Here is a 23,286-nt window from a genome sequence, read left to right on the forward strand (position 1 = left end):
AGCCGGCACGGCGGGGTCCCCGCGCTGCCGTCGCGCGCTACTGGAAGCCGTAGCGGACGACGTGGAAGAACACCGGCGCGGCGAACACCACCGAGTCCAGCCGGTCGAGGGCGCCGCCATGGCCCTCGATCATCGTGCCCCAGTCCTTCGCGCCGAGGCTGCGTTTGGTGGCCGACAGCGCCAGCCCGCCCAGGAAGCCGCACAGGACGATCAGCAGCGACAGCAGCGCCGACTGCACGGGCGTGAACGGCGTCACCCACCACAACGCGGCGCCGATGGCGGCGGCAGACAGACCGCCCCCCACCAAGCCTTCAACGGTCTTGGAGGGGCTCACCTTGGGCGCCAGCAGGTGTTTGCCAAACAACTTGCCGAACACGTACTGCAGGACATCGCTCAGCTGCACCACCAGCAACAGGTAGAACAGCAGCATCAGGTTCTGGCCCTCGTAACCAGGGATGTTCAGCAACATCAGTGCCGGCGCGTGGCTCAGGCAGTAGACGGTGAGCATCAGGCCCCACTGCACCTTGGTGTTGCGCTCCAGGAAGTCCTCGGTATCGCCCTGCAGTGCGGTGACGGCGGGCAGCAAGAGGAAGCCGTACACCGGGATGCACATGACGAACAGGCCGTACCAGTCCACGCCGATCAGCCAGTACTGCAGCGGGATCGCGACGTAGAAGCAAAGGCACAGCGCGAGGTGGTCGCCGCGGCGCGTCGGCGTGAGGGTGAGGAACTCGCGCAGCGCGAAGAACGACAGCAGCGCGTACAGCACCAGGGTGGCGATCTTGCCGACCAGGAAGCACACCAGCAGCACGCCCACCATCACCCACCAGGCGTTGATGCGGGCGTTGAGGTTATCCACCACGGGTGAAGGCCTCCGCCTGCCCAGCACCCAGCCGATGGTCGAAGCCAGCACCAGCAGCGCGATCACGCCCCCGATCATCCACCAGAACTTGCCTGGGGCCTGCGCGATGGCGGTGCGGATGAAGCCGTTGAAGGGCAGGGTATCCATGCGTCGACGTGCTTCCTTGGTTCAGGGCGCCAGTGCCTGCACCGCATCACGCGCGCGCTGCAGGAAACCGGCCTTGTCTTCGCCAGGCGCCGCCGCCAGGGGCGCGCCGAAGCGCACGGTGCAGATCAGCGGCACCGGCAGCAGGCTGCCTTTCGGCATGCTGCGACGCGCATTGTCGAGATAGACCGGGATCAGCTCGACCCGTGGATAGCGTTGGGCCAGGTGATACAGGCCGGACTTGAACGGCAGAAGCGTGGCATCGGGATTGCGCGTACCTTCGGGAAACAGGATCAGCGACGTGCCTGCGTCAAGCGCTTCGTACAGGGGCTGCAGCGGATCGGCGTCGGGTTCTGTGCGCTGCCTGTCGATCAGCACCACGTTGAGGCCGGGCCCTGCGATCAGGCCCTTGAACCCGCCACCGCCCCAGTAGTCGCGCGCCGCCACCGGGCGGGTCTTGCGGCGCAGGAAAGGGGGCAATGCCGACCACAGCGCGACGGTGTCCAGATGACTGGCGTGGTTCGCGAAATAGATGCGCTGGCGCGCCTCGGGCTGGCTGCCCATCCAGCGCGGATAGGCCCCGATCAGGGCCTTGCTGACCGCGGCCAGCAGGCGGCTGATCATGCGCTGTCCCGCGCATGCAGTGCGGCCGAGATCGCACGGCTGCGGGTGAGGCAGGTCAACAGCGCGCCCAAGGCGATGATCCAAGCCGCGATGCGCAGGGCCCAGTACGTCTGTGCGAAGACCAGTTCGGCTGCGCCCAGCAGGCACGCGACCGTCAGCACGGCCATGCGGTGCTGCTTGGCCATCGGTCCTCTGAAATCCTGCGGCAATCCCAGGCTGCCGCCCGCAAGTCGCACGTAGGCCGTGAGTGCGGCCGCCAGTGCGCCAAGCCACCCCAGCCACGCCGCGCCGCAGGCGTATCCGAGGGCGACGATCAGCAGCGAATCGGCCACGCGGTCCGGGAACTCGTTGTACAGCGCGCCGGTCGGCGTCTTCTTGCCGCCCTCCATCGCGACCATGCCATCCAGCAGGTTACAGACCAGTCGCAGCTGGATGCATACCGCCGCGACGACCAGCGCAAACGGGGTGGCGAACCACAGCATCACCGCACCCAGAGCGGCGAAGACGATGCTCAGCATCGAGATCTGGTTCGGCGTGACGGACGAACGCGCCAATGCGGCACTGATCGAGCGGGCCCATCCACTGGCGCGGGCGGCGATGGGGCGCCGGTTGCTGTCGTCTGGCATACGGTCTTCCTGACGTGTGTGGCGATCCTAGCGGCAGACCGGAGGCATCGCCAGCCGCGCTAATTCAGGGGTTTTCCACGACCCGGCTGCCCAGTTCGGCATGCCGGCGTTCCATCTCTTCGCGCAACTGGCGCCGCAGGCGGGCGGCGGCGAAGCGGCGGATCTCGTCCGGCGTGGACGGCTCCAGCGGCGGGACCGGGGTGGTCCGGCCGTCGTCGTCGACCGCGACCATCGTGAAGAAGCAGCTGTTGGCATGGCGCACGCTCTGCTTGCGGATGTCCTCGGCCACGACCTTGATGCCGATTTCCATCGACGACGTACCGGTGTGATTGACCGAAGCGAGGAACGTCACCAGTTCGCCCACGTTGATGGCCTGGCGGAACATCACCTGGTCCACCGACAGGGTGACCACGTACTTGCCGGCGTAGCGGCTGCCACACGCGTAGGCCACCTGGTCGAGCAGCTTGAGGATCGCGCCGCCGTGGACCTTGCCGGAGAAGTTGGCCATGTCCGGCGTCATCAGCACCGTCATCGAGAGCTGGTGGCTCTTCAGCGATTCCATGGCGCGCCTCCTCGGGGTGAGGCGCGCAGGCTAACCGATCCCGGTGCGGCGCGCGCAGTGCCGCTTCCGAAAAGAAAACGGGCCGCTGGTGCGGCCCGTTCCTGTCGTCGCGAAGGTCGCGGCGGTTACTTCAGCTTGGCGTCCTTGCGGAGCGCTTCGGCGCGGTCGGTCTTCTCCCACGAGAAGGCGGTCGCGGTGTGCTTCTTGCCGGCGCCGTCCACGTAGCTGATCTCGCGCGGCTTGCGGCCGAAGTGGCCGTAGCTGGCGGTCGGCTGATAGATCGGGTGCTCCAGGTCCAGCATCTTGGTGATGCCGTACGGGCGCAGGTCGAAGTGCTTGCGGATCAGCTTCTCGATCACGTCGTCACCCACCTTGCCGGTACCGAACGTGGTAACCGAGATCGAGGTCGGCTCGGCCACGCCGATGGCGTAGGAGACCTGCACTTCGCACTTGTCGGCCAGACCGGCGGCCACGATGTTCTTGGCCACGTAGCGCGCGGCGTAGGCGGCCGAACGGTCGACCTTCGACGGATCCTTGCCCGAGAACGCGCCGCCGCCGTGGCGGGCCATGCCGCCGTAGCTGTCGACGATGATCTTGCGGCCGGTCAGGCCGCAGTCGCCCACCGGGCCGCCGATGACGAACTTGCCGGTCGGGTTGATGTGCACCTTGTTCTTCGGCAGCGCGTCCAGCCACTTCTTCGGCAGCACGGGCACCAGGATCTCGGCACGCACGGCCTCGATCAGGTCCTTCTGCTTGATGTCCGGGTCGTGCTGGGTCGACAGCACCACGGCATCCAGGCCCAGGACGGTGTTGCCGTCGTAGCGCAGGGTGACCTGCGACTTGGCGTCGGGGCGCAGCCACTTCAGCTTGCCCTTCTTGCGCACCTTGGCCTGCTGTTCCACCAGGCGGTGGCTGTAGTACAGCGGGGCGGGCATGAATTCCGGCGCCTCGTTGCAGGCATAGCCGAACATCAGGCCCTGGTCGCCCGCGCCCTGTTCTTCCGGCTTCTTGCGGTCGACGCCCTGGTTGATGTCCGGCGACTGCTTGCCGAGCATGTTGATGATGGCGCAGGTGTGGCCGTCGAAGCCGACGTCCGAATTGTCGTAGCCGATGTCGTTGATGACCTTGCGCGCCAGCGACTCGATGTCGACCCACGCGGTGGTGGTGACTTCGCCGGCGACGATGGCGGCGCCCGTCTTCACCAGTGTCTCGCAGGCCACGCGTGCGCGCTTGTCCTGGGCCAGGATCGCGTCCAGCACGGCGTCGGAAATCTGGTCGGCGATCTTGTCCGGATGGCCTTCGGAGACCGATTCGGAGGTGAACAGGTAGCTGGACATCAGGCTTATATCCTTTGATTCGGATGAAAAGATGGGCGCGCATGATACACGCCGGGAGCGGTGCGTGCATTCTGCGCTGTTCAGGGTTGTCCCGGGTTAAGCGGACATCAAGCGCTGCGCTGTCACCGGACTGCCAGAAAACGGAAACCGTGCTGTCGCCGGCCAGGCGCAGGCTGCGCGGCGAAACCCCGCCGCCAGCCCCTGCCCATGCACCCGCTGGAACGCCAGATCGCCGAACGCTATCCCCATTGGTTCCGCGGCCGCCGTGCGCGGCTGACCGGCCCGCTGCTGCGTACCCTGGGCCGGTGGTCCCGGCTGGACCAGGCCTACGCCTTCCTGGCCGACCACGGCCACCTGCAAGGCCTGGCCTTCATCGACGCGGCCATCGACCACCTCAACCTGCGCCCGGCCGTCGACGACCAGGACGCGCGCAGGATTCCGGCGCAGGGACGGCTGCTGATCGTGGCCAACCATCCGTCAGGCGCCCTGGATGCGCTGGCGCTGTTGCAGATGGTCGGCCGGGTGCGGCGGGACGTGCGCATCGTCGCCAACGACATGCTGGCCGGCATCACGCCGATCGCCTCGCTGCTCCTGCCCGTGCGCATCCTGGGCGGCAAGCCGAGTGCGGACAGCGTGCGGGCCGTCGAGCAGGCGCTGGAAGCCGAGCAGTGCGTCATCGTGTTCCCGGCCGGCGAAGTCTCCCGGCTGGGTCCGCGTGGCGTGCGCGATACCCGCTGGCGTCGCGGCTTCCTGCGCTTCGCGCGCGCCACCGGCGCGCCGGTGTTGCCGGTCCGCGTGGTAGCGCGCAACTCGGCGTTTTTCTACGGCGCCTCGGCGCTGTTCAAGCCGGCGGGCACCGCGCTGCTGGCGCGCGAGATGTTCCGCCGCAGCCAGCGCCGGCTGCAACTGCACGTGGGCCAGCCGCTGCGGCTGGATCCGGCCGTCGATCCCGCCACGCTCATCGGTCAGGTGCGCGAGGCGCTGTACGCGCTCGGGCGCCGCGAGGCCAAGCCCATAGGCCCGCCGGCCGAGGAGCAGGAGCCGCTGGTCGATGCGCTGGCACCTGACGCACTGGCGGCCTGCATCGATGCGCTCGACGTGCTCGGTGAGACGACGGACGGCAAGCGGATCTGCGTGGGCAAGCTGGCCGGCGGTTCGCCGCTGCTACGCGAGATCGGACGACTGCGCGAACTGACCTTCCGCGCGGTGGGCGAGGGTACCGGCAAGCGCATGGATGTGGATGCGTTCGATACCTGGTATGAACACATCGTGCTGTGGGATGCGGCGCAGCGGAAGATCGCCGGCGCTTACCGGCTGGCGCGTGGCGCGCCCGTCCTGGCCGCGCAGGGGCTGAAGGGGCTCTACACCGCCTCGCTGTTCGATTACGCGGACGATGCCCTGCCGCGCCTGGCCGCGGGCATGGAACTGGGGCGCAGTTTCGTGGTGCCCGACTACTGGGGCAGCCGCAGCATCGACTACCTGTGGCAAGGCATCGGTGCCTACCTGCGCCGGCATCCCCGCGTGCGCTACCTGTTCGGCGCGGTATCGATGAGCGCGGCGCTGCCGCTGCACGCGCGCGAACAGATCGTCGCGTACTACGCGCACTACTACGGCGACCCGAACGGCGAGGCGCGATCGCGCCATCCGTTCCGCTATACCGCCACGCCCCCTTGCTTCGACGCTCTCGAGGCCGACACCGCCTTCCGTGTACTCAAGACCAACCTCGACACGCTGGGGGCGACGGTACCGATGCTCTACAAGCAGTACACCGAGCTGTGCGAACCCGGCGGCGCGCGCTTCCTCGCGTTCGGCGTGGACCCGGACTTCAGCGATTCCATCGACGGTTTGATCGAAGTGGACCTGCATCGCATCCGGCCGAAGAAGCGGGAACGCTACCTGGGCGACGCGTGGCGCCCGACGGAGACCGCGGCATGAGTCCGCTGACCGCGCCACCCACGATGCGGCGCGCGGTCTTCGTCTCCGACGTGCACCTCGGGTCCAAGCATTGCCATGCGGCGGAGTTCGCCGACTTCCTCGCGGGATTGCGTTGCAGGCGGCTGTACCTGGTCGGCGACATCGTCGACCTGTGGTGGATGGCGCAGCGCCGCGCGTCCTGGGATGCGGCCCACAACCGCGTCATCGAAGCGCTGCATGCGCTGGCGCGCAACGGCACGGAACTCATTTACGTACCGGGCAACCACGACAGGCCGATCCGTCGCTTCTGTGGCCTGATGCTGCCCGCCATGCAGGTCCGTCGCCGAGCGATCCACACCACGCTCGATGGGCGCAGGCTGCTGGTCACGCACGGCGACGACTACGACGGCGTTACCCACTTCGGCGGGCTGCAGGAGAAGTTCGGCGACTGGCTCTACTACCGCATCCTCACCGGCAACCGCCTGACCAACCAGTTGCGTCGCCGCTTCGGCTTGCGCTACTGGTCATTGGCGGAATACCTGAAGCGCCAGAGCGACGCCGCCGAGCGCTACATCGCGCGCTTCGTCCACGCAGGCCTGGAGGATGCGCGGCGGCGTGGGCTGGATGGCATCGTCTGCGGACACATCCACCGCGCTTCGCTCCTCCAGCGCGATGGCTTGCTGTACGCGAACGACGGCGACTGGGTCGAAAGCCTGACCGCGCTCAGCGAAGAGGCGGACGGGACGCTGTGCCTGCTGTCCCACACCGGCCAGGTCCTGGCCGAAGTCGCGCCGCGGCTGCGCCTGGTTCCGCAGGACGTGCCTCGCGCGGCGTAAGGAACGGTCCGCGGCTGCTAGGATCGCCGCATGGATTCCCTCAGCCAGATCGTCCTCGGCGGCGCCCTCGCGGCCGCCATCGCTCCCGCTGCTCATCGTCGCGCTGCGCTGCTTGCCGGTGCGGCCCTCGGCACGTTGCCGGATCTCGACAGCCTGCCGATCGCGTTGTTCTCGGACAACCCGGTCACGCTGATGACGGTGCATCGCAGCTTCAGCCACTCGCTGTTCGTACTGCCGCTGGTCGGCTGGCTGCTGTGGTGGCTGTTCAGACGTTTCGGCAACGGGCGCGTCGCGGCCGCGCCCGCACGCTGGTTCTGGGCGATCCAGCTCGCGCTGGTCACGCACCCCTTGCTGGACGCATTCACCGTCTACGGCACGCAGCTGTGGTGGCCGTTGATGCCGGCCCCGGCGATGTGGTCCAGCGTCTTCATCATCGACCCGCTGTACACGGTCTGGCTGCTGGCCGCGTGCATCGCCGCGTGGTGGCTGCGCGAGCGCATCACCGCCCAGCGCGCGCTGGTGGCGGGGTTGGTGCTCAGTACCGCCTACCTGGGCTGGTCCCTGGTCGCGAAGGCGATGGTGGATCGCGAAGCCGAGCGCACGCTTGCGTCGATGGGCCTGGGCGACGCGCCGTACTTTTCGGTACCGATGCCGTTCAACACGCTGCTGTGGCGGGTGGTGGCGATGACGCCCTCGGGCTACGTCGAAGCCGAACGCTCTGTACTGGTCGACGAAGGCCGAATGCACTTTCGCGGCTATCCGTCCAACGTGCAGGCGCTCCGTCAGGCGCGCGGCATCCCCGCAGTGGACCGCCTGTCATGGTTCAACCGTGGCTTCATGCGTGCGCAGGTCCTCGAGAACCGACTGGTCTTGTCGGACGTGCGCATGGGGTTGGAGCCGAACTACACGTTCAACTTCGAGGTGGGCACCCTGCGCGACGGCCGCTGGCAGGCGATGCCGCCCCACCAGCGGCAATGGACGCCGCCGGTGTCGGACTATGCCGGCCTCAAGGCCTTGATGGCCGCGATGTGGCGGCGGATCGTCGATCCGTCATCGACGGCGTTGCAGGTCCCGGCCGTCGATGCGGAAGCGCCCGCCGCGCCGTGATCACGAACCGGCACCGGCCTCTTTCTTGTTGACGGCGGGTGCCTTGGCCGCTACTGCGCGCTTGTCGTTGTCGGGCGCTGTACGACGTTCCAGCACGATCTCTTCTCCGTTCATCAGTCGGCGATAGTTCTCGTTGCCGATCGCGCGCTTCAGATCCCACGTGACCCGGTCGAACTGGGTGCGGTACTCGACGTAGGGGGTACGGGCGCCCAACACCATCCGCAGGTTGCGTTCGGAAAGTCCGGTTTCGCGCGAGAGCTGGGCAACCGTGTCGTCTGCGTGTGCGGCGAGGGGAGCGATGGCCAGAACAGCCGCCATCAGGGATGCGGTTCTTGTGTTCATGGGTTCCTCCGGGGAGGTGATTACCGCGTGTGGCTGCGGTGTGCTGCAGGCCGGCAGGGGGACCGGCACGAACATCGTCGCGCTGCGTTACGGGGCGCCCCAGTGCCGGAACGCACGGTGACTCCGGTCATGTTTACCGTGCGGTTACCTTCGTCAGTAAACCGTTGCGCGCGCCTGCACGAAAGCATAGAAGAACACCGCATCAGGATCGTTCTGCACGTCGCGCATTTCTTGTCGCATGCCATCGACGACGTCCTGCGTGACGCGCCCGGCCTGCACCAGCGCATCGGCGGCCGACAGCAGCAACTCCTCCCAGAACGCGATCAGGTCCTTGCGCCGCGCGGGTTCGCGGTTGTCGAAATGCACCGTCTTGATCTCGGTGACGACGTCGCGGAAGCCGCCGGCCAGTAGCAGGTTTCCCAGTTTCGCGCCGATGAACGGGTCGCCGCCGTTGTCGTACTGGAAATCGTTGAACGCCATCCAGTAGCGCCATGTATTGGGCGAGTACGGATGCAGCAGGAACGACGAGTTCATCACTTCGGTGACATAGATGGACGAACCCGGCGCCAACACGCGACGTACTTCGCTCAGCACGCGCGCAGGATTGGGTACGTGCTCCAGGATCCAGCAGAGGAAGGCGCCGTCGAAGTCGCGCGCGCCATACGGCAGCCGGCTCGCATCGGCCTGTTGAAGCGTGTAGCGCTCGCGGCACCAGGGCATCTTGGCCAGGTTGTCGCGTGCGGCATCCAACTGCACCTGGTTGAGGTCCACGCACGTCACGTGCAGGTCGGGGAACCGCCGCAACAGGATCTCGGTCTGCGCGCCGACGCCGCTGCCGACTTCGAGCAGGCGGCGAACGCCCGTGTAGTCCACATGGTTGAACAGTGTGCTTTCGAGCAGTCTCGCCTGCTTCACCAGGCGTGCTTGCTCCACCGAAGAGAAGCCGTGCAGGTAAGGAGCGTCGGATTCCGTCATGGGAGTCTCCGGAAGAAGGAAGTCACGCAGCGGTCGGCAACCGCTCGCCGGCCACCAGGGCATCGAAGTAATCGCGGGTCAAACGCAACTGGTCCTCGGCCGTCTCCGCGCGGTTCACCACGGCACGAAACGCGAGGTTCTCGGGACGGTCCTTGGCGTACCAGCCGAGGTGCTTGCGCGCGATGCGCACGCCCTGGGGTTCGCCGTAGAACGCATGCAGCGCCTCAAGGTGGCCGATCAGGATGTCGCGCACTTCATGCAGGGACGGCGGGGCGAGCTGCTCGCCCGTGGCGAGGAAGTGCGCGATTTCGCGAAAGATCCAAGGACGGCCTTGCGCCGCGCGACCGACCATCACCGCATCGGCACCGGTCTTCGCCAATACCTGTGCAGCTTTCGCTGGCGAATCGATGTCGCCGTTGGCGACGACGGGAATGCGCAGCGCAGCCTTGATCGCCGCGATGGTCTCGTATTCGGCCGTGCCGGTGTAATGCTGGTCGCGCGTGCGGCCATGGACGGCCAATGATGCGATGCCGCTCTCCTGCGCGATGCGCGCGATGACCGGTCCGTTGCGATGGTCGCAATCCCAGCCGGTGCGGATCTTCAGCGTGACGGGCACGTCGACGGCCTTCACCACGGCCTCCAGGATGCGGCCCACCAGGGCCTCGTCGCGCATCAGCGCGGAGCCTGCCCAGGCGTTGCAGACCTTCTTGGCCGGGCAGCCCATGTTGATGTCGATGATCTGCGCGCCGTGGTCGGCGTTGTAACGCGCGGCATTCGCCAACTGCTCGGGCTCGGTGCCCGCGATCTGCACGCTGATGGGGCTGGGTTCGCCATCGTGGTCCATGCGGTGCAGGGACTTGGCGGTGTTCCAGAAGCGCGGATCGCTGATGGTCATTTCCGATACCGCCAGACCCGCGCCCAGCCGCTTGCACAGCAGACGGAACGGCTTGTCGGTGACGCCGGCCATGGGGGCCAGCATCACCGGCGGGTCGATGCGGTAGGGGCCGATCTGCATGGCGGCATTATCCGCCGTCGGCTCCGGCGGGGGAACCGCCGACTCAGTCGGCGAAACGCGCCAGGAGATCGGCCCGCAAGGGCATGGCCAGTGCCGCGCCCGGCCGTTCAGTCGACAGCGCCGCATACCGGTTGGCGAAGCGCACATGGTCCGCGAACGCGGGCGCGGTGTTTTCCGCCAGCGATGCGGCCAATGCGCCATTGAAGGCATCGCCTGCGCCGGTCGTGTCGACCGTCGTGGCGGCCTCGGCGGCGACGCGGTAGTGGGGACGCGGGTCGCCGCGCAGCGCTTCGTCCGGGTGGGACACGTAGACGCCGGTCGCACCCAGCGTCACCACCACCGTGCCATGCGGGAACAGCTGACGGCAGTGCTGGTGCAGGGTCACGCCGTCGAGCGTGGCGACATCGTCGGCGCTGATCCGCTCGCCGAGGTGGCGGGCGAGCAGGGCCGCGAATTCGGTTTCGTTGGGGGTGATGACGTCGGCGTGCGCGAGCAGTTCGGTCGTGGTAGCCGCATTGGCCGGCGCCGGGTTGAGCAGCGTGGTGATGCCGTGCTGGCGGGCGGCCTGCAATGCGGCGAGCACTGTGTCCGCCGGCGATTCGAGCTGCGCGAGCACGACGCCGGCCGCGGCGAGAACAGCGGACTGGGCATCCACGTGGTCCGTGGACAGGGCGGCATTGGCGCCTGCGCCGATGACGATGGTGTTGCGGCCGTGCGTATCCACATAGATGCCCGCGGTGCCGGTGGGTTCGTCACTGGCCTGGGCGCGAAGGTCCAAACCGTCGCTTGCGGCCAGGTCGCGGGCCCATCGGCCGCCGGCGTCATCGCCCAGTGCGCAGACGAAGGTCGTCTCCGCACCCGCGCGGACGGCCGCGATCGCCTGATTGAATCCCTTGCCGCCGGGGCCGCTGGCGTACCGCCCGGCAATGGTCGCGCCCGCTGCCGGCAATGCATCGCAGCGCCACACGTGGTCGACATTGAAGGAGCCCACGATGATGACGCGGGCAGGGGAGGGCGAGGACGTACTCATGGCGCGATACCTGAAGTCCGGGCCGCGGCAACGCCGCGGTCACGGGAAGGGAACGTAAAAGGAGGGAGGTGGGCGGCCGCAGGCCGCCCTTCCCCGATCAGCCGAAGTGCGAAAGCACGCCGGCGATGGTGGCCGTCATCAGCGTGGCGATGGTGCCGCCGAGCACGGCGCGCAGGCCGAACCGGGCCAGGTCCGAGCGGCGTTCGGGCGCCAGGCCGCCGATGCCGCCGATCTGGATCGCGATCGAGCTGAAGTTGGCGAAGCCGCACAGCGCGTACGTGGCGATCAGCTTGCCCTCGTCGGACAGCGACACGCCGGCCACCTTGCCATTCACGATGTCCGCCAACTGCAGGTAGGCGACGAACTCGTTGATGACCACCTTCTGGCCGATCAGCGAGCCCACGGTGGTCGCATCCTGCCACGGCACGCCGATGACCCACGCGATGGGCGCGAGCAGGTAGCCGAAGATCGTGGCCAGATCGGTCGGCTTGCCGAGCATGGCAGCCAGGCCGGTGGCTTCGCCGAACCACGTCAGCGGCCAGTTCAGCAGCGCGATCAGGGCGATGAAGGCCAGCAGCATCGCGCCGATGTTCAGCGCCAGCCTCAGGCCGTCGCCGGCACCGGCAGCGGCCGCATCGATGATGTTGCTGGAGGTCTTTTCGACCTCCATCTTCACCGTGCCGCGGGTCAGCGGCGTGCCCGTTTCCGGGATCAGCAGCTTGGCGACCACCAGCGTGGCCGGGGCCGCCATGATCGATGCGGCCAGCAGGTGCTTGGCATAGAAGGCCTGCTGCTCGGCATCGCCGCCGCCCAGCATGCCCACGTAGGCCGCCAGTACGCCGCCGGCGATGTGGGCCATGCCGCCGATCATCATGGTGATCAGCTCCGACTCGGTCATCTTCGGGATATACGGGCGCACCGTCAGCGGCGCCTCGGTCTGGCCGATGAACACGCTGGCGCAGACACTGGTGGTCTCGGCGCCGGACACCTTCATCACCTTGGTGATCGCCAGCGCCATGATCCGCACGATGAACTGCATCACGCCCAGGTGGTACAGCACGCCCATCAGCGCGGCGAAGAAGATGATCGTGGGCAGCACCTGGAACGCGAAGATGAACCCGTAGGTCTCGATGTTCATCAGGCCGCCGAAGATGAAGCTCGATCCAGCGTTGACGAAGCTCAGAACCTTTACGAAGCCATGTCCGAGCGCGTCGAACACCTGGCTGAAATAGGGCGCGACGAATAGGGCGGCGATGGCGGCAACGATGGCCAAGACACGGCGCAGCTTCTGCTGGAAGGCGGCAGGAGCGCCCAAGTGGCTGGCAATCAGCATAAGCGCAAGCAAGCCGATGGCAATGCCTGCGGACCAGCGTGCGGCGTAGAGCCACGCCACGGCTCGCCAATCCAGCCAATCCAAGAATGCACCGCCAAGCAGCACCAGGGCGGCGAAGGCGATCTGCAGGGTGACGCCCGTGGCGACCAGTTTCCAGTCGATGGCCTTCCGGTTGTTGGAAAACAGCCAGACGATGCCGATCAGCACCGCCAGACCGAACAGGCCGAAGCCGATCCGCCCCAAGACTTCCAGCATGTATTCCCCCAGACCTTGCATGTTGTTCTGACCGGGCAGTCTAGCAGCCGCCGGGGCCGGCCCAGGCCGTTCAGCCTATGCCGCGGAAGGCCACCCACAGGGCCAGGGCGAGGAACACGGCCGATGCCAGCCCGCGGGCCAGCTTCAGCGGCAGTTTGTCGGCGAAGCGGTGGCCCAGCCAGACCACCGGCAGGTTCGCCAGCAGCATGCCGATCGTGGTGCCGGCGATCACCTGCCACAGCGGCACGTACTTGGTGGCCAGCAAGACCGTCGCGACCTGGGTCTTGTCGCCGATCTCGGCCAGGAAGAAGGCCACCGTCGTCGCCAGGAAGGCGCCATGGGCCGGCAGGTTGTCGGCTTCGTCCTCCAGCGTGTCCGGCTTGAGCGTCCACAGGGCCACGGCCAGGAAGCTACCCGCCACGACCCAGCGCAGCACCTCGGGCGACAGCCAGTCGGTCAGTTCGGCGCCCAGCCAGGCGGAAATCGCGTGATTGACCAGGGTCGCGGCCAGGATGCCCAGCGCGATCGGCCACGGCTTGCGATAACGCGCGGCCAGCAACAGGGCCAGCAACTGGGTCTTGTCGCCGATTTCGGCCAGGGTGACGGTGCCGGTGGAGACCAGCAGGGCGTGCAGGGACAACATCAAGGACTCCGGGGCCAGGCGTTCGCGGATGGACGCGAAGGCAAACGACGCACTGCCCGGCCCGGGTTAGCGCGACGCCTGCCTTCGGTCTTGCCCGGCGAAGCGTTTCGCTTCGTCCCGCGCACCATGGTCGTCGACCAAGTGTGTTGATGCGCGGACCCCGTCGGGACGGGTGGGCTACTCCCCGGAGGAGGAAAGTGCGCACATTCTAAAGCGCGCTCGCAGGAGGTGGCGGAGCCATTCTCATTTGGCGCCGTGCCGGTGCCGGAAACGGGCGCTAGGATGGGGCGAACTGCCACGGGAGAACGCCATGCAGTACCGCCGCCTCGGCACGTCGGGACTCCAGGTCTCAGCCCTGTCCTTCGGCGCCTGGCTGACCTTCGGTCAGCAGGTCGGTGTTCGCGAGGCGGGCGAGCTGATCGCGCTGGCGTGGGACCACGGGGTCAACTTCTTCGACAACGCCGAGGTGTACGGCCATGGTGACGCCGAGCGCGTGATGGGCGAGGCGCTGCGCGCGCTGGCGCTGCCGCGGGATGGTTTCTGCGTGTCCAGCAAGGTGTGCTTCGGGGCGGTCGAGAATCCGCGGCCCACCCAACGTGGCCTCTCCCGCAAACATGTCACCGAGGCCTGCCACGACGCGCTTCGCCGATTGCAGGTGGACTACCTGGATCTGTTCTTCTGCCACCGCCCGGATCCCGACACGCCGGTGGAAGAGACCGTCTGGGCGATGGACACGCTGATCCGGCAAGGCAAGGTGCTGTATTGGGGAACGTCGGAATGGCCGGCCGCGCGCATCCGCGAGGCGGCCGCGATCGCGCGCAAGCACCACCTGCACGGGCCGACGATGGAGCAGCCGCAGTACAACCTGCTGCACCGGCAGCGGGTGGAACTGGAGTACGCGCCGCTCTATGCCGAGTTGGGCCTGGGTACGACGACCTGGTCGCCCCTGGCGTCGGGTCTGCTGACGGGTAAGTACGGTGGCGACATCACCGGCGATACGCGCCTGGGACGCACAGGGCACGAAGACCTGCGCCGGATGATCCTGGGCACCGCGGGCGCCAGGCGCCAGGAACGTGCCGCACGTTACGCCGCCGTGGCGACGGAACTGGGCGAGAAGCCGGCACCGCTCGCCATCGCGTGGTGCCTGCAGAACCCGCATGTTTCGACCGTCATCCTTGGCGCCAGCCGGCCCGAGCAGCTGCGCGAGAACCTGACGGCGTTGGACCTCGCGACTCGCTACGACGAGGCCGTCTGGGCGCGCCTGACGGCTGCCGCAGACTGACGGACGGGCGGCACTACGAAAGTGTTGACTCGCAAATAAGAATCATTATCATCAAGTTCCGTTCCACCCGGAGCTTCCCGATGATCTCGAACGTCACTGCATTGCCCATGGCCGATTCGCTGGCGCTGCGCGAGCGCCTTTCCTTGTCCAACAGCGAACCGCGCACCGAGGACATCCTCGACAGTGCCGCCCTGCTGAAGGGCCAGCGGGAAGTGCTGATCCGCCATGGCGACCGCGTGTACCGCCTGCGCCACACCAGCAACGACAAGCTGATCCTCACCAAGTAATCCGACGCATCGTCGCTATGTCGATGCGTCGCCGCAGTACAGCGCGGCGGAACACCCTCTCTCTCCACCGGGCGCCAGCCAAGGATTCTCCGGCCGCCAGCCTTCCGGGTCTGATCACCACCCACAGGAATGCTGTACGCCATGATGCGTCCCACGCTGCTCACCGCGGCCGTGTGGCTGGCCCTTGCCGGCCATGCCCATGCCGCTCCTGCCGCCGATGCGGCTTCACCCTCTTCCTCCAGCGCCGATGCGAATGAACTGGCGCGCATCCAGGTCACCGCCACGCGCAGCGAGCGCGCCGTCGCGGATGTGCCGAATACGGTCAGCGTCATCGATCGCGAGGAACTCGACGACCGCCTGGTCCGCGACATCAAGGCACTGGTGCGCTATGAGCCCGGTGTGACCGTGACCTCCAGCTTCGGCCGCTTCGGGCTGGGCGGCTTCCGCATCCGCGGCCTGGAAGGCAATCGCGTACGCATCCAGACCGATGGCATTCCGGTATCGGACGCGTTCTCGATCGGCAGCTTCTCCAACGCAAACCGCAACTTCGTCGACCTGGACACGCTGAAGCAGGTCGAGATCGTGCGCGGGCCGTCCAGTTCGCTGTACGGTTCGGATGCGCTCGGCGGCGTCGTTTCCTTCATCACCAAGGACCCTTCGGACTATCTCGAAGACGGCAAGGACGCGTACTTTGGTTTCCGTCTCGGCTTCGACAGCAGTTGGAACGGCTTGTTCGGCAACGCCACCGCCGCATTCGGTGGCGACCGATGGAGCGGCCTGGTCAGCGTGGGCCACCGCCAAGGCGAGGAAACCGAAAGCCAGGGCGAGGTCGCCGGTATCGGTGCGAACCGCACATTGCCGAACCCGCAGGAACGGGACGGCCGCAGTCTGCTGACGAAGCTGGTCTTCGCGCCGAGCGAAGGACAGCGGTTCCGCCTGACGGTGGAGGGCAACGAAGACAGCGCGGATACCGATCTGTTCACCCAGCAGGGATATCAATCGCTGACGCGCGCCACCAACGACCGTGTTCTCGCGCGCGACCACCAGACGCGGGCACGCGTTGCCTTCGCACATGAGTGGGACAACCTTTCGGCGGCGTTCGCCGACAGTCTGGACTGGCAGGTCTACCGCCAGGACAGCGAAACCACCCAGTACACGCGCGAGGAACGCACGCTGCCGGCGCCGACGCTGCGCGACATCCGCGAACGCGAGTTCAATTTCGACCAGCGGACCTATGGTCTCCAGGCGAATTTCCGAAAAGCGTTCGGTACCTCTGTTCGCCACGACCTGATCTATGGTCTGGACCTCGCGCGTACCGAGACGCGGCAGAAGCGCGACGGTCTGCGTACGTTCCCGCTGACCGGCGTGAGCACGCCGGTCATGTCGCCGGATACGTTCCCCGTGCGCGACTTCCCGGTGAGCAAGACCACCACGGCCGCGCTCTACGTGCAGGACGAGATCAGCTTCGCCGACGGTACGTTCCGGTTGGTGCCGGGCCTGCGCGTGGACCACTATCGCCTCGACCCGCAGCACGACGCGATCTTCGACGCCGACAATCCGGGCGTGGCGTTGGCGGACATCCGCGAGACCAGCGTGTCGCCCAAACTCGGCATGGTGTGGACGTTCGCGCCGGCGTGGTCGCTGTTCGGCGGGTACGCACACGGCTTCCGCTCACCGCCTTACAACGACGTCAACATCGGGTTCACCAACGTGCAGTTCGGCTACACCGCCATCGCGAACCCGGACCTGAAGCCGGAAACCAGCGACGGCGTCGAAGTGGGCGTGCGTTATGCAGGCGAAGTGGCGTATGCCAGCTTCTCGGGCTACTACAACCGTTACGACGACTTCATCGAATCGATGCGGCCCATCGGCTACAACGACGACGGGCTGATGGTCTACCAGTCGCAGAATATTTCCGAAGCGCAGATACATGGCCTTGAAGTGAAGGCGGGCCTGGACATCGGTGCGCTGTCCGATGCGTGGGCAGGCTGGTCGTTGCGCGGCGCGGCCGCGTGGTCGCGCGGCAAGGACCGCAGTACCGATACGCCGCTGGACAGCGTGGACCCGCTGACCGCGACGCTGGGCCTGGCATACGACGCTTCGTCGTGGGGCGCGGAACTGGCAGGCCGTTTCGTCGACCGCAAGCGCCGCGTGTCGGATCCCGACTACTACCGCCAGGCGGGTTATGGCGTGCTCGACTTGTATGCGCACTGGAATTTCGCGCCTGGCGCGAAGTTCAATGTAGGCGTCTTCAACCTGGCCGATCGTCGCTACATCGATGCGGGCGACATGGCACTCGTTGCCACCGGCAGCACCACGCTCGATCGCTACACCGCGCCGGGTCGCACGCTGTCGGCCAGCGTGGCGGTGAGCTGGTAACCGCCATGCCGATGCTGCGGGCACTCCCCGGTTCCGTCACGGGCGCATCCGCGGATGCGTTCCCGGGCGCCGCGCAACTCGCGGCGTTGGGACCGGTGTTGTGCCTGTATCGCACGCAGCACGGCAGCGAACTGGCCGGCTGGCAACAGGCGGTGCGGGTGGAGGCCCACGCCGGCGTGGGCAGCGACGGCCTGGACGAACGATTGCTGTTCTTCGACGCGCAGGGACGGTGCTGCTGGCGTCTGTGCCTGTTGCCGGACAGCGATTTCGTCGCCTGGGATCGCTTGGTCGCGTCGCTGCCGCAAGGCGCCGACGGTCAAGCCGCCGGGCTGGCCGACCGCCTGTGGCAACGCCTCGCAGGACGCTTGCTCGGCGGGCAATGGCGCGCCTGTGCGCTGCAACTCCATGCGGTGCCGCAACCCGCCTCGTTGCCCGTCCTTGCGGCCAGCCTGTCGTTGATGTCGGTGCTGGGCGTGAACACGGCGCGTCGCATCGCCCACTCGGAAGGCGCGGAACTGGAAAGCGGGTTGCACGACTGCTGCTGCGCAGCGTCGACCCGGTACAACGCGTCCCTGCCGGGCGCCGATCAACAAATCCCTATGGAGGCGGGCGACAAGGTCGTACCGCTGATCAGACTCAAATGAGAGAAGCCACCATGAAAACACCGGTCGCCACCCTGCTGTCCGCCACCTTGCTGCTGGCCGCAGGCCAGGCTTTCGCTGCCGATCCTGTCCGCGACCGCCAGTCGATCCTGGCGATGCAGGGCGACTACACCGTCGACTTCGCCTTCGACGAAACCGTCCTGCTGCAGCCGGGCTACGAACGGCAGGCGGCCATGCGCAGTGGCGGCGATGAGACCGTCATCGTCGTCGAAGACACGCCGAGCCGGATCGTGCTGCAGCACATCCTGGTGGATGCCAAGAGCGGCCACGTGACCAAGCACTGGCGTCAGGACTGGACGTATGAAGCGCCTACGCGCTTCGAGTTCACCGCCGACCAGACCTGGAATGTGCGCACACTCCCCGCCGACGTGACGCGCGGCGCCTGGACCCAGTGCGTGTACGAAGTCAGCGACGCGCCGCGCTACTGCGGCACAGGCCGATGGGACTACACCAACGGTGTCGCCACCTGGACCAGCGACCTGAGCTGGCGTCCGCTGCCCCGCCGCGAATACACCAAGCGCAGCGACTACAACGCGCTGTCGGTGGTCAATCGCCACACGCTGACGCCGAACGGCTGGACCCACGAGCAGTTCAATACCAAGGTCTTGCGAAAGCCTGACGGGACGCAGGTGGAACTGGCGCGCGAATTCGGCTTCAACGACTACCTCAAGACGACCGAGGTCGACTTCAAGCCCGCGCGCGATTACTGGCAGGCGACGGCCGGCTACTGGGCCAAGGTGCGCACGCACTGGGATCGATTCCTGTCCCACGCGCCCGGCGTCCACCTGAAAACCAAGGTGGATGGCATGGCGATGATCATTCCGTTGTTCACCCAGGCCAGCGAGGTGCAGCAAGGCAAGACTGTGGCGGATGCGGCCATCGCCAAGGTGTTCGCCGACTGGGTCGAACCTGCACCTGCAGAACGTGCCGCTACGGTCGGCCAACCACGCTGAAGGTTCTCTCCGGCACATGGAAGTGCCGATTCTGGGAAAAAAGACCCCCGCAGGTGCGGGGGCAGGGGATTCATCGGTTTCTCTTCTAGTAATGCGTGTCAGAGCAGTGTGCTGCCCTTGCCGGATGGCGGTACGGGCGCGGCGGGCGGCGGGGGAGGCAGCGGCATGTCGCCGCCATCGTCTTCGAAGGTCTGCACCTTGCCGTCCTGGTCGACGATCATCACGCGCCGACGCTCCACGACGTTGGGCGCCTTGCCGGCGGTCTCGGCCGTACGCGGCTTCACGACCACGCGCGATGTCGCCGGAAAACGGAACGCCGCGGCTTTCGGTACGGTCACGGTGCTGGTCCGGCTCTGGCGGTCCCGCAGGTATTCGATCGCGACCTTGGCGTCCTCCGCCTTGTCGCGGAGCGCCTGGGTGACGTCGCGGGGCGAGGTGACCGCTGCGCCGTCGACCTTGCGGATCACATCGCCCGCCTGCAGGCCCTCGAGTTCCTCGCCGACGGACAGCACGAGCACGCCGGCGTCGGTGCCGAAGTAGCGACCCAGCGACGCATCCACCGTCGCCAGGTTGAGGTTGCTCCAGCGGAAGGCCTGGGCGAGCGCGGGCAACTGGCAGTCCTCGCCCTTGCAGTCGCCCAGTCGCCCGAGCTTGCGGAGCTCGAGCTGGACCTCGGGTGCGATGACGGTGCTGATCTCGCCCATCGGCAGGGGCACGCCCTCGATCCTCGGCATGCCGCCTTCGGCGCTGCTGAAGAAGACGGCGCTCGGACCCTGGCCGGCGAACGCGACGCGCGGCGATACCTGGGTGGGCGTGACGCTCGCTTCGTGGGCTTTGCCGTCGCGCTGATAGGTGACCCGCACGGGCGTATCCGCCTTGAGGTTGGCCAACCGCGTGCGCGCGTCGGCCACGCGTGCGTCGGCGGTGGCACCACCGATCGTCTCGCCCGCCACCCGCACCAACCGATCGCCCGCCTTCAGGCCGGCCTTGGCCGCGCCGCTGTCCGGCGTCACGCCCGTGATGCGCACGCCTGCCGCGTCGTCGCCCGAGAGCAGCACGCCGAGGCGCGGCCGACGCACGACGATGTGATCGATGTCGACGGGTGTGCGCATGGCGCCGGCGTCCCGCGAGAGTTCGGCGACGCGTTTCGCGGCGCGCTGCAGGTCCGCGCGGGCGGCATCCAGTTCTTTCTGTTTCGCCGCATCGCCCTGCTGGGCCAACGCCGGCAGCGGTGCGATCAGTGCAAGGGCCAGCAGCGACCGGGAAAGGGGCTTGAGCATGGTAGGTCTCCTCGTTGCGTGTTCTGGATCAGTAGATGGCGCTATCGGCGGTGGTGTCGTTCAAGGCGACCTGCCAGCGTTGGGTGGCTTCCACGCCGGTGAGCTGGCGCAGCGTGTCGACGCGTTCTTCCCACAGCGCGGTGCGCGTGGCCTCGGACAGGGCGGGTTGCGAGAGGGCCAGGTCGATGTGGCTGACCTGGTCCTGCAGGTCGGCGCTGACGGTGAGGGCCGCCACGTTGCCGGTACTGCTGTCGGGTAGTTGCGCCAGCACGGCTTCGAGTCGCGCGGATTCGGTGTAGAGCGCATCGAGACGGGCGGGTTCTGCGAGCGCACGGGCAGGCAGAGGGCGCGCAACGGCTGGACGCGCCGACGGCGCGTCAGCGATCCGTTGCGTCGTGGAGACATCCACGGGCGTGGTGGCGGCGGGTTCGGCATCAGCGGATCGCGCCGGAGTGTCTGTAAGCACCGGTGCCGTGGCCGCGACCGCGGGCGTGCGTTGCGACGGCGGCATCGGAGTCTGTGCACCCCGCCAGTGCATCAACGGGATCACGGCGGCGAAGAAGGCCGTCGCGGCCAGCGCGAGGGCTAGACGGCGCCAGCGCACGGGATGCGCGGGCACGCGCGCTGGCGGCAGCGCGGCGGCGACACGCTGCCACGCGCCGTGAGGCGGCGTCTCCAGCGGCAGGGTGCCGAAGGCGTCGCCCCAATCGCGCGGCACGGGTTCGCGGGAACGGGAATCAGGCATGGACGGTTTCCTCGATGTTCAACAGCGCCCGCAGCCGGCGCGTGCCGCGGGAGACCTGCGATTTGGAGAAGCTCGGCGTGCGCTGCATGAGCCCGGCGATCTCCTCGTGGGTGTAGCCCTCGGCGTGGTAGAGCCACAACACGCTGCGCGTCGCCGCGGGTAGCGCTTCCAGTGCGCGCTGCAGCAGCGCCGCGTCGGCCGCGGCTGAAGGGGGCAGGCCCTGGTCCTGGGGCAGGTCGTCTTCCTCCACCGAGATCTCGGCGACCAGTCGCTTCTGCCGACGCAGGCGCAGCAACGCCTCGTTGACGGCGATCTGCCGCAGCCAGCCCCAGAAGGGGCAGTCGCCGCGGTAGTCGGGAAGGTGGTGGAACAGCTTCAGCATGGTGTCCTGCAGCACGTCGCCCGCTTCCTCCCGGTCGCCGCAGATCCTGAGCGCGAGCGTGAACACCGGGCGTTCGAAGCGCCGGTAGATCTGCTCGAACGCCTCCCGGCAGCCCGAGCGCGCGCGGGCGACCAGGCTGTCGGGGACGTCGATGGCGAACTGCGATCGGCTCAAGCGGAGGATTTCGTGGGGCTGTCGGGAATAGGGATGCCGCAGCGGGCAATACCGTCGCAGCGGTCGGAAAGTTCCTTCCGGTCGCCGGGTCCGGGCGTGCCTATAATCGGATCTACATCACAGGAAGGGGGTCAGCATGGAGTTCGGTCTTTCGACATTGGTGGTCGCGGCGGTGGTGCTGTTCATCGTGGTCACCTTCTTTAAAGGTGTGCGCGTGGTGCCGCAGGGCTACGAGTTCACGGTGGAGCATTTCGGCAAGTACACCCACACGATGTCCCCCGGCCTGCACTTCCTGATCCCGTACATGCAGAGCATCGGCCGCAAGGTCAACATGATGGAGCAGGTGTTCGAAGTGCCCTCGCAGGACGTCATCACCAAGGACAACGCGGTGGTGAAGGTGGACGGCGTGGTGTTCTTCCAGGTGCTCGACGCGGCCAAGGCGGCCTATGAAGTGTCCAGCCTGGACCAGGCGATGATCGCCCTGGTGCAGACCAACATCCGTACCGTGATCGGCTCGATGGACCTGGACGAGTCGCTCAGCCAGCGCGAGACGATCAACGCCAAGCTGCTCGGCGTGGTGGACCATGCGACCAGCCCGTGGGGCGTGAAGGTCAACCGCATCGAGATCAAGGACATCCAGCCGCCGCGCGACCTGGTCGATGCGATGGCCCGGCAGATGAAGGCCGAGCGCGACAAGCGCGCCTCGATCCTGGAAGCGGAAGGCGCGCGGCAGTCGGAAATCTTGCGCGCCGAAGGCGACAAGCAGAGTGCGATCCTGGAAGCGGAAGGCAAGCGCGAGGCCGCTTATCGCGAGGCCGAGGCCCGCGAGCGCCTGGCCGAAGCGGAAGCCAAGGCGACCGAGTTGGTCTCCAACGCCATCGCGCAGGGCGACGTGCAGGCGATCAACTACTTCATCGCGCAGAAGTACGTGGAAGCCTTCAAGGAGCTGGCGACGGCACCGAACCAGAAGTTCGTGCTGATGCCGATGGAAGCCACGGGCATCATCGGCTCGATCGCTGGCATCGCCGAGCTTGCGAAGGGCGCACTGGACAAGCAGCAGGCCGCTGCACCGCCCCGTCCGCCGCGCGTCCCGGGAGGCTGACATGAGTTTCAAGTTCGCGTTCTGGGCGATCGGGGCGCTGGTGCTGTTCGCCGCGGAGGCGATGGCGCCGGGCGCCTTCATGCTGTGGTTCGGTTTCGCCGCGGTGGCCATGGCGGTCGTGGTGCTGGCGGCACCGGGACTCGGCTGGCTGGCGCAGGCGGTGCTGTTCTCGGTGCTGGCGCTGATCTCCGTGGCCGTCTACCGGAAGTGGTTCCGCGGCAAGGGACGGCAGAGCGACAAGCCGCTGTTGAACCGGCGTGCCGAACAGTTGGTCGGTACCGTTGCCGTGCTCGACCAGGCGATCGCGGCCGGCCGCGGCCGGGTCAAGATCGACGATGCGTTCTGGACGGTGGAAGGCCCCGACCTGCCGGTCGGCACCCGCGTGCGGGTGGTGGCCGTGGATGGGATGACGCTGAAGGTCCAGGAGGCCTGATC

The 23,286-nt window shown here is 67.3% G+C and carries 24 protein-coding genes; 10 read left to right on the plus strand and 14 right to left on the minus strand.

The annotated features are described in order from the left end of the window. Positions 1–37: 37 nt before the first annotated feature. The 5 genes from ACSION_RS15930 to metK all read right to left on the minus strand — a co-directional run bounded on the left by ACSION_RS15930 (position 38) and on the right by metK (position 4,155). Positions 38–940 carry a phosphatidate cytidylyltransferase gene (locus tag ACSION_RS15930; protein ID WP_233210847.1) on the minus strand — a complete coding sequence of 301 codons (903 nt, stop codon included), beginning with the start codon at positions 938–940 and terminating at the stop codon, positions 38–40. 90 nt (positions 941–1,030) lie between these two features. Next, positions 1,031–1,630: a lysophospholipid acyltransferase family protein gene (locus ACSION_RS15935; RefSeq protein ID WP_435306794.1), complete on the minus strand. Its 600-nt coding sequence runs from the start codon at positions 1,628–1,630 to the stop codon at positions 1,031–1,033. After that, complete coding sequence (locus tag ACSION_RS15940) at positions 1,627–2,256, minus strand: CDP-alcohol phosphatidyltransferase family protein (RefSeq protein ID WP_435306795.1); 630 nt, start codon at positions 2,254–2,256, stop codon at positions 1,627–1,629. Before ACSION_RS15940 ends, ACSION_RS15935 begins: the two co-directional genes overlap by 4 nt. A gap of 64 nt (positions 2,257–2,320) precedes the next feature. After that, entirely contained in the window at positions 2,321–2,818 is a 498-nt protein-coding gene (locus ACSION_RS15945; protein ID WP_435306796.1) for an acyl-CoA thioesterase, read from the minus strand. Between the two features lie 125 nt (positions 2,819–2,943). Continuing rightward, on the minus strand, positions 2,944–4,155 hold the full coding sequence (gene metK / locus ACSION_RS15950) for a methionine adenosyltransferase (RefSeq protein WP_192311209.1): 1,212 nt from the start codon (positions 4,153–4,155) through the stop codon (positions 2,944–2,946). 207 nt (positions 4,156–4,362) lie between these two features. On the opposite strand from metK, the gene ACSION_RS15955 reads away from it, so the two are divergent. Genes ACSION_RS15955 through ACSION_RS15965 form a run of 3 tightly spaced genes read left to right on the plus strand, consistent with a single transcriptional unit; the run spans position 4,363 to position 8,012 of the window. Further along, positions 4,363–6,090, plus strand: coding sequence for a GNAT family N-acyltransferase (locus ACSION_RS15955; protein ID WP_435306797.1), 1,728 nt, complete (start codon positions 4,363–4,365; stop codon positions 6,088–6,090). Next, entirely contained in the window at positions 6,087–6,905 is an 819-nt protein-coding gene (locus ACSION_RS15960) for a UDP-2,3-diacylglucosamine diphosphatase (RefSeq protein WP_435306798.1), read from the plus strand. Before ACSION_RS15955 ends, ACSION_RS15960 begins: the two co-directional genes overlap by 4 nt. Positions 6,906–6,935: 30 nt before the next feature. Then, positions 6,936–8,012, plus strand: coding sequence for a metal-dependent hydrolase (locus ACSION_RS15965; RefSeq protein ID WP_435306799.1), 1,077 nt, complete (start codon positions 6,936–6,938; stop codon positions 8,010–8,012). Here the strand turns inward: ACSION_RS15965 and ACSION_RS15970 are convergent, their stop codons facing one another. From ACSION_RS15970 to ACSION_RS15995, 6 genes are all read right to left on the minus strand, one after another. Then, complete coding sequence (locus ACSION_RS15970) at positions 8,013–8,354, minus strand: hypothetical protein (RefSeq protein ID WP_435306800.1); 342 nt, start codon at positions 8,352–8,354, stop codon at positions 8,013–8,015. A 153-nt stretch (positions 8,355–8,507) separates the two neighbouring features. After that, on the minus strand, positions 8,508–9,329 hold the full coding sequence (locus ACSION_RS15975; RefSeq protein ID WP_435306801.1) for a class I SAM-dependent methyltransferase: 822 nt from the start codon (positions 9,327–9,329) through the stop codon (positions 8,508–8,510). 22 nt (positions 9,330–9,351) lie between these two features. Further along, positions 9,352–10,344, minus strand: coding sequence for a tRNA dihydrouridine synthase DusB (gene dusB, locus ACSION_RS15980; protein WP_435306802.1), 993 nt, complete (start codon positions 10,342–10,344; stop codon positions 9,352–9,354). 43 nt (positions 10,345–10,387) lie between these two features. Further along, positions 10,388–11,374, minus strand: coding sequence for a ribokinase (locus ACSION_RS15985; RefSeq protein WP_435306803.1), 987 nt, complete (start codon positions 11,372–11,374; stop codon positions 10,388–10,390). A gap of 97 nt (positions 11,375–11,471) precedes the next feature. Next, a complete protein-coding gene (locus ACSION_RS15990; protein ID WP_435306978.1) occupies positions 11,472–12,962 on the minus strand; it encodes a NupC/NupG family nucleoside CNT transporter in 1,491 nt (496 codons plus the stop codon). Positions 12,963–13,032: 70 nt separating this feature from the next. Beyond that, positions 13,033–13,605, minus strand: a complete 573-nt coding sequence (locus ACSION_RS15995; RefSeq protein WP_217645168.1) for a TMEM165/GDT1 family protein — start codon at positions 13,603–13,605, stop codon at positions 13,033–13,035. A gap of 310 nt (positions 13,606–13,915) precedes the next feature. Here ACSION_RS15995 and ACSION_RS16000 point away from each other — a divergent pair, with 310 nt between their 5' ends. From ACSION_RS16000 to ACSION_RS16020, 5 genes are all read left to right on the plus strand, one after another. Further along, positions 13,916–14,887, plus strand: a complete 972-nt coding sequence (locus tag ACSION_RS16000) for an aldo/keto reductase (protein ID WP_435306804.1) — start codon at positions 13,916–13,918, stop codon at positions 14,885–14,887. Between the two features lie 107 nt (positions 14,888–14,994). After that, positions 14,995–15,174 (plus strand): hemin uptake protein HemP, encoded by a 180-nt coding sequence (hemP, locus tag ACSION_RS16005; protein WP_435306979.1) that lies wholly within the window; start codon positions 14,995–14,997, stop codon positions 15,172–15,174. A gap of 141 nt (positions 15,175–15,315) precedes the next feature. Next, positions 15,316–17,553, plus strand: a complete 2,238-nt coding sequence (locus ACSION_RS16010) for a TonB-dependent hemoglobin/transferrin/lactoferrin family receptor (protein WP_435306805.1) — start codon at positions 15,316–15,318, stop codon at positions 17,551–17,553. An 11-nt stretch (positions 17,554–17,564) separates the two neighbouring features. Next, positions 17,565–18,197, plus strand: coding sequence for a Hemin transport protein (locus tag ACSION_RS16015; RefSeq protein ID WP_435306980.1), 633 nt, complete (start codon positions 17,565–17,567; stop codon positions 18,195–18,197). Between the two features lie 11 nt (positions 18,198–18,208). Further along, entirely contained in the window at positions 18,209–19,168 is a 960-nt protein-coding gene (locus ACSION_RS16020; RefSeq protein ID WP_435306806.1) for a DUF6607 family protein, read from the plus strand. A 98-nt stretch (positions 19,169–19,266) separates the two neighbouring features. On the opposite strand, the gene ACSION_RS16025 is transcribed toward ACSION_RS16020, so the two are convergent. The 3 genes from ACSION_RS16025 to ACSION_RS16035 are packed head-to-tail and all read right to left on the minus strand — an operon-like array spanning position 19,267 to position 21,749. Continuing rightward, entirely contained in the window at positions 19,267–20,448 is a 1,182-nt protein-coding gene (locus ACSION_RS16025) for a PDZ domain-containing protein (RefSeq protein WP_435306807.1), read from the minus strand. A gap of 28 nt (positions 20,449–20,476) precedes the next feature. After that, positions 20,477–21,193: a hypothetical protein gene (locus ACSION_RS16030; RefSeq protein ID WP_435306808.1), complete on the minus strand. Its 717-nt coding sequence runs from the start codon at positions 21,191–21,193 to the stop codon at positions 20,477–20,479. Then, on the minus strand, positions 21,186–21,749 hold the full coding sequence (locus ACSION_RS16035) for an RNA polymerase sigma factor (protein ID WP_435306809.1): 564 nt from the start codon (positions 21,747–21,749) through the stop codon (positions 21,186–21,188). Before ACSION_RS16035 ends, ACSION_RS16030 begins: the two co-directional genes overlap by 8 nt. Positions 21,750–21,885: 136 nt before the next feature. Between ACSION_RS16035 and ACSION_RS16040 the strand changes: the two genes are divergently transcribed. Together ACSION_RS16040 and ACSION_RS16045 are read left to right on the plus strand one after the other, a co-directional pair. Further along, a complete protein-coding gene (locus ACSION_RS16040) occupies positions 21,886–22,851 on the plus strand; it encodes an SPFH domain-containing protein (protein WP_435306810.1) in 966 nt (321 codons plus the stop codon). A 1-nt stretch (position 22,852) separates the two neighbouring features. Next, complete coding sequence (locus tag ACSION_RS16045) at positions 22,853–23,284, plus strand: NfeD family protein (protein ID WP_435306811.1); 432 nt, start codon at positions 22,853–22,855, stop codon at positions 23,282–23,284. Positions 23,285–23,286: the final 2 nt, after the last annotated feature.

Origin of the sequence: Pseudoxanthomonas sp. LjRoot125 (assembly GCF_964252705.1) — a bacterium.
In the GTDB taxonomy this organism is placed as follows: domain Bacteria; phylum Pseudomonadota; class Gammaproteobacteria; order Xanthomonadales; family Xanthomonadaceae; genus Pseudoxanthomonas_A.

What these genes read in the sequence shown, in the direction of transcription:
- ACSION_RS15965 (WP_435306799.1), top strand. Translation starts at nt 6,936, where the DNA reads ATGGATTCCCTCAGCCAGATCGTCCTCGGCGGCGCCCTCGCGGCCGCC.
- metK (WP_192311209.1), bottom strand. Translation starts at nt 4,155, where the DNA reads ATGTCCAGCTACCTGTTCACCTCCGAATCGGTCTCCGAAGGCCATCCG.
- ACSION_RS15940 (WP_435306795.1), bottom strand. Translation starts at nt 2,256, where the DNA reads ATGCCAGACGACAGCAACCGGCGCCCCATCGCCGCCCGCGCCAGTGGA.
- ACSION_RS15985 (WP_435306803.1), bottom strand. Translation starts at nt 11,374, where the DNA reads ATGAGTACGTCCTCGCCCTCCCCTGCCCGCGTCATCATCGTGGGCTCC.
- ACSION_RS16040 (WP_435306810.1), top strand. Translation starts at nt 21,886, where the DNA reads ATGGAGTTCGGTCTTTCGACATTGGTGGTCGCGGCGGTGGTGCTGTTC.
- ACSION_RS15975 (WP_435306801.1), bottom strand. Translation starts at nt 9,329, where the DNA reads ATGACGGAATCCGACGCTCCTTACCTGCACGGCTTCTCTTCGGTGGAG.
- dusB (WP_435306802.1), bottom strand. Translation starts at nt 10,344, where the DNA reads ATGCAGATCGGCCCCTACCGCATCGACCCGCCGGTGATGCTGGCCCCC.
- ACSION_RS15990 (WP_435306978.1), bottom strand. Translation starts at nt 12,962, where the DNA reads ATGCTGGAAGTCTTGGGGCGGATCGGCTTCGGCCTGTTCGGTCTGGCG.
- ACSION_RS15945 (WP_435306796.1), bottom strand. Translation starts at nt 2,818, where the DNA reads ATGGAATCGCTGAAGAGCCACCAGCTCTCGATGACGGTGCTGATGACG.
- ACSION_RS16030 (WP_435306808.1), bottom strand. Translation starts at nt 21,193, where the DNA reads ATGCCTGATTCCCGTTCCCGCGAACCCGTGCCGCGCGATTGGGGCGAC.
- ACSION_RS15960 (WP_435306798.1), top strand. Translation starts at nt 6,087, where the DNA reads ATGAGTCCGCTGACCGCGCCACCCACGATGCGGCGCGCGGTCTTCGTC.
- ACSION_RS15955 (WP_435306797.1), top strand. Translation starts at nt 4,363, where the DNA reads ATGCACCCGCTGGAACGCCAGATCGCCGAACGCTATCCCCATTGGTTC.
- ACSION_RS15995 (WP_217645168.1), bottom strand. Translation starts at nt 13,605, where the DNA reads ATGTTGTCCCTGCACGCCCTGCTGGTCTCCACCGGCACCGTCACCCTG.
- ACSION_RS16020 (WP_435306806.1), top strand. Translation starts at nt 18,209, where the DNA reads ATGAAAACACCGGTCGCCACCCTGCTGTCCGCCACCTTGCTGCTGGCC.
- ACSION_RS16045 (WP_435306811.1), top strand. Translation starts at nt 22,853, where the DNA reads ATGAGTTTCAAGTTCGCGTTCTGGGCGATCGGGGCGCTGGTGCTGTTC.
- ACSION_RS15970 (WP_435306800.1), bottom strand. Translation starts at nt 8,354, where the DNA reads ATGAACACAAGAACCGCATCCCTGATGGCGGCTGTTCTGGCCATCGCT.
- ACSION_RS15930 (WP_233210847.1), bottom strand. Translation starts at nt 940, where the DNA reads ATGATCGGGGGCGTGATCGCGCTGCTGGTGCTGGCTTCGACCATCGGC.
- hemP (WP_435306979.1), top strand. Translation starts at nt 14,995, where the DNA reads ATGGCCGATTCGCTGGCGCTGCGCGAGCGCCTTTCCTTGTCCAACAGC.
- ACSION_RS15935 (WP_435306794.1), bottom strand. Translation starts at nt 1,630, where the DNA reads ATGATCAGCCGCCTGCTGGCCGCGGTCAGCAAGGCCCTGATCGGGGCC.
- ACSION_RS16010 (WP_435306805.1), top strand. Translation starts at nt 15,316, where the DNA reads ATGATGCGTCCCACGCTGCTCACCGCGGCCGTGTGGCTGGCCCTTGCC.
- ACSION_RS16000 (WP_435306804.1), top strand. Translation starts at nt 13,916, where the DNA reads ATGCAGTACCGCCGCCTCGGCACGTCGGGACTCCAGGTCTCAGCCCTG.
- ACSION_RS16015 (WP_435306980.1), top strand. Translation starts at nt 17,565, where the DNA reads ATGCTGCGGGCACTCCCCGGTTCCGTCACGGGCGCATCCGCGGATGCG.
- ACSION_RS16025 (WP_435306807.1), bottom strand. Translation starts at nt 20,448, where the DNA reads ATGCTCAAGCCCCTTTCCCGGTCGCTGCTGGCCCTTGCACTGATCGCA.